Annotated in this window: 8 protein-coding genes and 1 rRNA gene; 1 reads left to right on the forward strand and 8 read right to left on the reverse strand. The window is 25.9% G+C overall.

Annotated elements, in window-relative coordinates:
* Positions 1–414: 414 nt before the first annotated feature.
* From M6G78_RS03325 to M6G78_RS03340, 4 genes are all read right to left on the reverse strand, one after another.
* On the reverse strand, positions 415–954 hold the full coding sequence (locus tag M6G78_RS03325) for a DUF1697 domain-containing protein (protein WP_253229599.1): 540 nt from the start codon (positions 952–954) through the stop codon (positions 415–417).
* A gap of 107 nt (positions 955–1,061) precedes the next feature.
* Complete coding sequence (locus M6G78_RS03330) at positions 1,062–1,694, reverse strand: ABC-2 transporter permease (RefSeq protein WP_253229600.1); 633 nt, start codon at positions 1,692–1,694, stop codon at positions 1,062–1,064.
* 1 nt (position 1,695) lies between these two features.
* Complete coding sequence (locus M6G78_RS03335; protein WP_253229601.1) at positions 1,696–2,541, reverse strand: ABC transporter ATP-binding protein; 846 nt, start codon at positions 2,539–2,541, stop codon at positions 1,696–1,698.
* The gene (locus tag M6G78_RS03340) at positions 2,525–2,911 is read right to left on the reverse strand and encodes a GntR family transcriptional regulator (protein ID WP_138268731.1); all 387 of its coding nucleotides are present in this window, start codon (positions 2,909–2,911) and stop codon (positions 2,525–2,527) included. Before M6G78_RS03340 ends, M6G78_RS03335 begins: the two co-directional genes overlap by 17 nt.
* Positions 2,912–3,053: 142 nt before the next feature.
* Between M6G78_RS03340 and M6G78_RS03345 the strand changes: the two genes are divergently transcribed.
* A complete protein-coding gene (locus M6G78_RS03345; RefSeq protein ID WP_138268730.1) occupies positions 3,054–3,521 on the forward strand; it encodes a DUF1307 domain-containing protein in 468 nt (155 codons plus the stop codon).
* Between the two features lie 26 nt (positions 3,522–3,547).
* On the opposite strand, the gene M6G78_RS03350 is transcribed toward M6G78_RS03345, so the two are convergent.
* The 4 genes from M6G78_RS03350 to rrf form a co-directional block, all read right to left on the reverse strand.
* Positions 3,548–4,201, reverse strand: coding sequence for a trimeric intracellular cation channel family protein (locus M6G78_RS03350; protein WP_253229602.1), 654 nt, complete (start codon positions 4,199–4,201; stop codon positions 3,548–3,550).
* A gap of 12 nt (positions 4,202–4,213) precedes the next feature.
* The gene (locus M6G78_RS03355) at positions 4,214–4,912 is read right to left on the reverse strand and encodes a CBS domain-containing protein (RefSeq protein ID WP_138268728.1); all 699 of its coding nucleotides are present in this window, start codon (positions 4,910–4,912) and stop codon (positions 4,214–4,216) included.
* Between the two features lie 94 nt (positions 4,913–5,006).
* On the reverse strand, positions 5,007–6,530 hold the full coding sequence (locus tag M6G78_RS03360) for a L,D-transpeptidase family protein (RefSeq protein WP_171020584.1): 1,524 nt from the start codon (positions 6,528–6,530) through the stop codon (positions 5,007–5,009).
* Positions 6,531–6,787: 257 nt separating this feature from the next.
* Positions 6,788–6,900: ribosomal RNA gene (gene rrf / locus M6G78_RS03365) — 5S ribosomal RNA — on the reverse strand; the annotation flags it as partial.

Here is a 6,900-nt window from a genome sequence, read left to right on the forward strand (position 1 = left end):
CTAAAATCTATTTAAAAATTGACAGCAAACTTTTCTCCTTAAAATCAATAAAAGATAAGATATATTTAGACATTCTTTTTTGTACTTTTTCATAAGTTACTATTAAATATATTTTAGCATAATTATTTTTTCTTGAGTACACCCGTTTTTGATGAAAAATGGGGGATATATAATTGAATTTTATTTGTATTTTTAATTAAAATAATAAAAATTTGAATAAGAAAAACTTGAATAAGAAAAGTTATATATCATAAAATTTAGTAAACTCTCACAATTAATATAAAATTATTTGATTATTTTTAATTTTTTTATATAAATACATTTTTATAGTGAAATAGAAGAAATATATTGGAATACTAATAAATTTAATGAACTTATATAAAATATGTTATCTATATTTCTTAATTAAACATATTAAATACCAACAATTTTTCTAACAGTATTTGCTGTCCTTATAGTTAGTTTTTTGCTAATATCTCCACTTGCTGTTTTAGACCACCAGTTTGTCTTTTGATAATCATTACGAACAAAAGACCAAAAAATAACATTTTTATAATTTTGAATTTTTTCTAATTCTCTCTTAGGCTGTCCAATCTTTTCATAAACATCATTAAAAGTCATAGGTGGAATAATAAAAATTAAATTATCATAAATATCTTTATTATCATTTCCCCACCATTCAGGCATATTTTGTAAAATATCAACAAGATCTTCTTTTGATAAAACTAAAACAGGAATATCCAAATTAAATTGATTTTTAATCATTACCTCAATTTGTTCACTAAGCTTTTTTGTGCTATCTTCATTACTTAAAAAAATCACATTACCACTATTTAAATAAGTTTTTACATCTTCAAATCCAATTTCTTCAAAATATTTTCTTAACATTGCCATTGGCACTTTATTTTTTCCGCTTACATTAACACCTCTTAATAAGGCAATATATTTTTTCATATAATACCCCTCCTATTTTTAATTAATAAAAATTATATCATTCTTCTCACATAAATTTATAACATAAAATTAATTAAATTAAAAAAAGAGATACCCCAAAGTATCTCTTATAAAGCTCTCTTTTCATATATTTTAACCGAAACAAAATATGATACTATCCATAAAAGAGCGATTAAAACTAAATACACAAAAGAAGGTATATTCATAAAATAATTTATTAATTCAACACTGCCTGATGACTGAGAAAAAAGTCCTCCACCAATTACACCAATAACAACACAAATCAAAATAGTTCCAAGTCTTCCCTTTTCTGCACCAAATTTAAAATTAATCGGAAGATTAACTGAACTTATTATTATTGCCATAAGACAAAATGGAAGTATAATATTAAAAGAATCTACAATACTCATTGCATAACTTGAATTTATAAAATAAATAATAATATTTACAAATTCATATAAAACAGACATAAATATTACACCGCCTAATGACAATATATATTTGCTTAATACCATTTCTTTTCTTGTATAAGGCATTGTTATCGCATAACTTTCCCATTTACTTCTCTCATCTAGCGCCATAATTGTAGTTGGCAGTAAAGAGAAGAATATTATTGAAAAAGCTAAGAAAAAATATCCGCTTTCTGTATAAGATAAAAAAACATATACTACACAAAAAAGTAAAATAAATTTACATTGTTTTATAAGTTCATACATATCTTTTAAAAGTAAACCTTTCATCTTATTTTTCCTCCTTTGCCATAAAAACAATAATATCTTCAATGGTTGGCTTTTCTAAATTAAATACAGGATTAATTTTTTCTTTTAAAACTAAAGCCTCTACTCCATAAGGAGATTTCCTTAGTCCAACAATACAGTCTGAATCAACATTTTCAAAATCATCTTTTGAACATTTTAATATTCTGTAATTATCAAGAAGCACATCTTTTTCCTCTACAAATAACATTTTACCTTTATGAATAAAAGCTATATAATCACAAAGCTTTTCAAGGTCAGAAACAATATGTGAAGAAATTAAAATTGAGTGGTCTTCCCTTCTTGTAAATTCATAAAAAAGTTCTAAAATTTCATCCCTTACTATTGGATCAAGACCACTTGTTGCTTCGTCTAAAATAAGTAATTTTGCATCATGACTCAATGCAACAGCAATCATAAGTTTCATTCTCATTCCCCTTGAAAAATCTTTAAAAGATTTCTTTAAAGGCAACTCAAACTGTTTCATATAATTAAAAAATGTATTTTCATCCCAATTTTTATATGTGTTTTTCATAATGGAATTAACCTGTTTTGGGTTAATACTTTCAGGAAAGTGAGCTTCATCAAGAACAACGCCAATATCTTCTTTGGTTGCTTTAAAATTATCTTTATTATTCTTACCTAAAATAAATATTTCTCCATCATCTCTTGTAATTGCATCAAGAAGTAATTTTATTGTCGTACTTTTCCCGGCTCCGTTTTCTCCGATAAGCCCCATTATACATCCCATTGGAAGTGTAAAACTTATTTTATCAAGAGTAAAATCACTATACCTTTTTGTCAAATTTTTTACTTCAATTGCGTTCATCATTCTCCTCCAAAATAATATCAAACATCTCGTAAATGTCTTCTATTTTTAATTCATTTATTTTTGCCAAATCCAATATCTCTTTAATATGAAATTCAATCTTTTTTAGGTTTTCTTCCTTAATTAGTTTTATGTTCTTTTCATTTACAAATGAACCTTTTGCCTTAACCGTATAAATGTATCCATCTTTTTCCAGTTCTTCATAAGCTCTTTTGGTGGTTATGACACTTATTCTTAAATCTTTTGCTAAATTTCTTATAGAAGGAAGAGAATCACCTTCTTTTAATTTACCGGATACAATCATATTTTTTATTTGTATGTATATTTGCTCATATATTGGTTTATCGTCTATATTACTTATAATTATATCCAAAGCATTCATCCTTTCTTTGTTTTCTGTATATATACAGTATATACAGTATAATCAGTTTTGTCAATAAATAAATAATATTTTTATTGCAAAACGTTTACAAGTATTGTATTATTAATTTAACAAAATATTACGGAGGGAAATTATGAAAAAAATATTTAAAGCTATTCTTGTATGTACATTGATTTTATCTTTATTTTCTTTAACAGGCTGCGGAGGAAAAGAACAAACGGTAATATTAAAATGTGATTATGCCGCTGGAGTAGAAATACAAGCAACTTTACATGCAAAGGGGGATACAATAGACAAAATCAAACAAGTAACATCAATAGATATTTCTAATTATTCAGATAAGCAAATAGAAAGTTTATATAATCAAAATGATATATTAAAAAAACAATTTGAATCAATTGAAGGGCTAACCTATGACATAAAAGAAGAAAATAAAGTAGTATATGAAACTATAGAAGTTACATTTACAAAAGATAATATGAAACAACTAGCTAATGCAAATATTTTTATAACTAATGGAAGTAATGTTAGTAAAATATCTTTAGAAAAAACTATAAAACAATTTGAAAGTCAAGGATTTGAAATTGTTGAACAAAAATAAAAAAGGTAAGATTAATTTCTTACCTTTTATTTTTTTACCCTTGGAAGTGACCATTCGTATTTTTTTGATAAAACTCTAATTAAAATTGTAATAAATATACCTATGATCAATGAAAAATTCGAATTAATTCCATTTTTTAATAGAACGATATACACACCGCCTCCCAGTATCGCTGCAAGAGCATATATTCGTTTTCTAAGAATAAAAGGAATATCTTTAACCATTATATCTCTGAGTATTCCTCCTCCTATACCTGTTATTACACCTATAAACATAATAAGAAAATTATTATCACTATATCCACTATACATTGCCGTGTTTACCCCAAGAACAACAAACACACCTAAACCTATACTATCAAAAAAATTTAAAGCATTTTCAAATACTTTTCTATTTTTTTGGATATATTTATAGTTGAAATATGAAAAAATAAATATTACAAGCGACGATATTGCAGCCAGTGCAGCATAATTACTGCTTATAAACATTGTAGGTGGATTTATCGCAAGTATTAAATCTCTGATAACTCCCCCACCTAAAGCCGTCGTTACCCCAAGAACAACTACTCCAAAAATATCCAAATCCTTTTCAATAGCCACCATTGCACCAGAGATTGCAAATGCAATTATACCTATAATTTCACATATATTTACAAGTTGTTGAGTAAAAGTATATTCCATCTCATTTTCCTATTAATTACCTATTATGTCATATGGAGTAATTAACCCTGTAAGCCTTTCGTTTTCTTTCCCGTTTTTTGTAATAAATATAATACCTATTCTTTTATTACTTTTATATGCTTTATAAAGTATATCTTCCAATTCAATCATTAACGTATTTTCATTTGTAAAAATAAAGCTACCTGTTATAGTATTATCCAAACTTAAATATTTCTTTATATGATAAAATTTTGTATTTTCATTTATTTCATTTATACCTTCATCCAATACACATTGGAAAACCGTACTTTCTCCAAATACTCCTCTAACAATGCCTTTATCATTAAGAATAGGTATATAACTAATTTGGTTTTGCTCCATTTTTCTCATATATTCCATTATATTATTACCAATATTTGCACTTATTATTTTACCAATGGGTTTATAAAAATCAACAACTTTTTTTGGTGATTCTATTTTTTTTATAATACTTTCTAACAAGGCTAAAATTGCTTCATTTGGCTCAATAGCATACTCATTATTTATTTTAGGATTATGCTGTAAAATATTTCTTATTTCCTTACAATATGCAAGTTCCCTTCTTATATCTTTATAACATTTCAAATTCATTAATCTTGTAATGCTTTTTCCATCCTTTGGAAATCCATATTCTAATACTGCGATTTGTTCAAGTTTAGTATAAAGTTGTATAAATTTTTCCGTACGATTCATTTTTCTTTTCCTTTTTATTTTAATAAAACAATTTTTTATTACTGTACTTTATTTATAACAAAAAAAGAGGTATTTTAAAATACCTCTTTTAAAATTAATAATGAACTACAATTGGATATCCAGCCTCAATATTATCATAAACAATTCCGGCTTTACTTGGCGGCATGTTTACACATCCATGACTTCCTCCACCTTTATATATTTCTCCACCGAATGTACTTCTCCAGTTAGCATCATGCATTCCGATACCTCCGTTAAACGGCATCCAATAAGTTACAGGAGAAGCATAATCACTTCCATCTGCGTTTTGCCCTTTTAAAGTAACATGCATTGTTTTGTATTTTAATATATAAACACCAGGAGGTGTATCGTATCCTGCATATATATTTCCTGTTACAACCGGCATTGAAATAATAAGTTTTCCATCTTTATATAACCACAATGTTTGATATGTTAAATCAATTTCAACATAACTATCTCCAATGTCGTTAGCATTTTTATATCCCTCTTGAGAATATTTAGGTTCTCTTGTTATATCTTTTTTATTCTTTAATTCAGATATTAATTTTTCTATTTCTTTATCTTCATCTATAAAGTAACCATAATCCCCACCGCTTACGGTTATTTTTCCTTGCTTTGTGGAATTAAAAGTATGATCAGACCAAGCAGTATCATATTTCTGAGCAAGTTTATGAACAAAATTTTTAACACTTTCTTCATCAACTTTTAATTCACCAAGAGTAAAATCATCATATAAATTATCTTCGCTTATACCATACATTTTTAATATATCAACTTTATTTACTTCTACATTTCCGCAGTACATTTTATATGTAATTGATGGTATGTCTAATTCTCTTAAATAACTTTGCTTTTCTAAAAGCTCTTTATCTGTAGATAAAATATCAGGTTTAACATAAAAGTCTTCAGGAATAAAGTTCATGGAAAATTTACCGCTTGAAATATAATTTACTATTTCGTTTGTAAGTAATTCTTTATCAATATTATTACCATAAACTTCTTTTACTATATCAAAGTTAGCACTCTCCAAGTTTATATAAGCATTTTTTGTTTTTGTTACTTTTCCTGACAAATTATAAATATCAAGAGAACTTATTTTTTTATTAAACTCATCAGGTGTTTTACTTATACTCATATTAATTCTAATATTATCGTTAAATAAACCAATTTTTATTAAGAAAAATTCAAATTTACTTTTATTTAGTATATTATTTAAATCATCTTCTATATCATATGTAAAACCAAAATCGCTTATTTTACCGAATACTTGTTCATTTGATTTAGATGAAATTAATTCTTCTTCCATAAACTTTGTAACTTGTTCATTTGGGGATAATATTTCTTTTGTCGACCAAGTTCTTGGAACATCAAATTTAAAAGCAGTATTTGATGATTTAACAATAAATTCTTTATTATTCCATTCTTTGGTTATTTTTTTCTCTGCTTCGTTTACTGTAAGTCCGGAACAATCAACACCATTTATGCTTATCCCATTTGGAAAAACATTTGACTCATATTTAAAATTTGAAAAAACAAAATAAAAACAAATAAAAATAATTGCTATAAAAATTAATAAATACTTCTTCTTAAATTTCATTAACTTACCCTTTAATATCGACATTTTAAATGAATATTCGACTTATTATAACACAAAAATTTATTTATATATCAAAAATATATAAAAAAATATAAACATATTATTTAATTATATAAAAATTCAAATCAAATAGAATAAAACATATAAAAAATATCAAGAGTTATTTAAGTAAAGTAACATACAACCAGATAAAGACATAATACAAGACAAGGAAATAAAAAAAGAACCTAGTTCATAGGTTCAAAGGAATAAAAAAAACCCCGCGACTACCTACCCTCCCAGTCCGTCTCCAGACAAGTACTCTAGGCGTGGACGGGCTTAACTTCTGTGTTCGGAATGTTTACAGGTGTTACACCGTCGCTATCGTCAC

The sequence above is a fragment of the Anaerofustis sp. NSJ-163 genome, assembly GCF_024135845.1.
Taxonomy (GTDB): Bacteria; Bacillota; Clostridia; order Eubacteriales; family Anaerofustaceae; genus Anaerofustis; species Anaerofustis butyriciformans.

Excerpts from the sequence above, each read along its gene's own strand:
- M6G78_RS03330 (WP_253229600.1), bottom strand. The coding sequence starts at position 1,694 with ATGAAAGGTTTACTTTTAAAAGATATGTATGAACTTATAAAACAATGT.
- M6G78_RS03360 (WP_171020584.1), bottom strand. The coding sequence starts at position 6,530 with ATGAAATTTAAGAAGAAGTATTTATTAATTTTTATAGCAATTATTTTT.
- M6G78_RS03355 (WP_138268728.1), bottom strand. The coding sequence starts at position 4,912 with ATGAATCGTACGGAAAAATTTATACAACTTTATACTAAACTTGAACAA.
- M6G78_RS03335 (WP_253229601.1), bottom strand. The coding sequence starts at position 2,541 with ATGATGAACGCAATTGAAGTAAAAAATTTGACAAAAAGGTATAGTGAT.
- M6G78_RS03345 (WP_138268730.1), top strand. The coding sequence starts at position 3,054 with ATGAAAAAAATATTTAAAGCTATTCTTGTATGTACATTGATTTTATCT.
- M6G78_RS03325 (WP_253229599.1), bottom strand. The coding sequence starts at position 954 with ATGAAAAAATATATTGCCTTATTAAGAGGTGTTAATGTAAGCGGAAAA.
- M6G78_RS03350 (WP_253229602.1), bottom strand. The coding sequence starts at position 4,201 with ATGGAATATACTTTTACTCAACAACTTGTAAATATATGTGAAATTATA.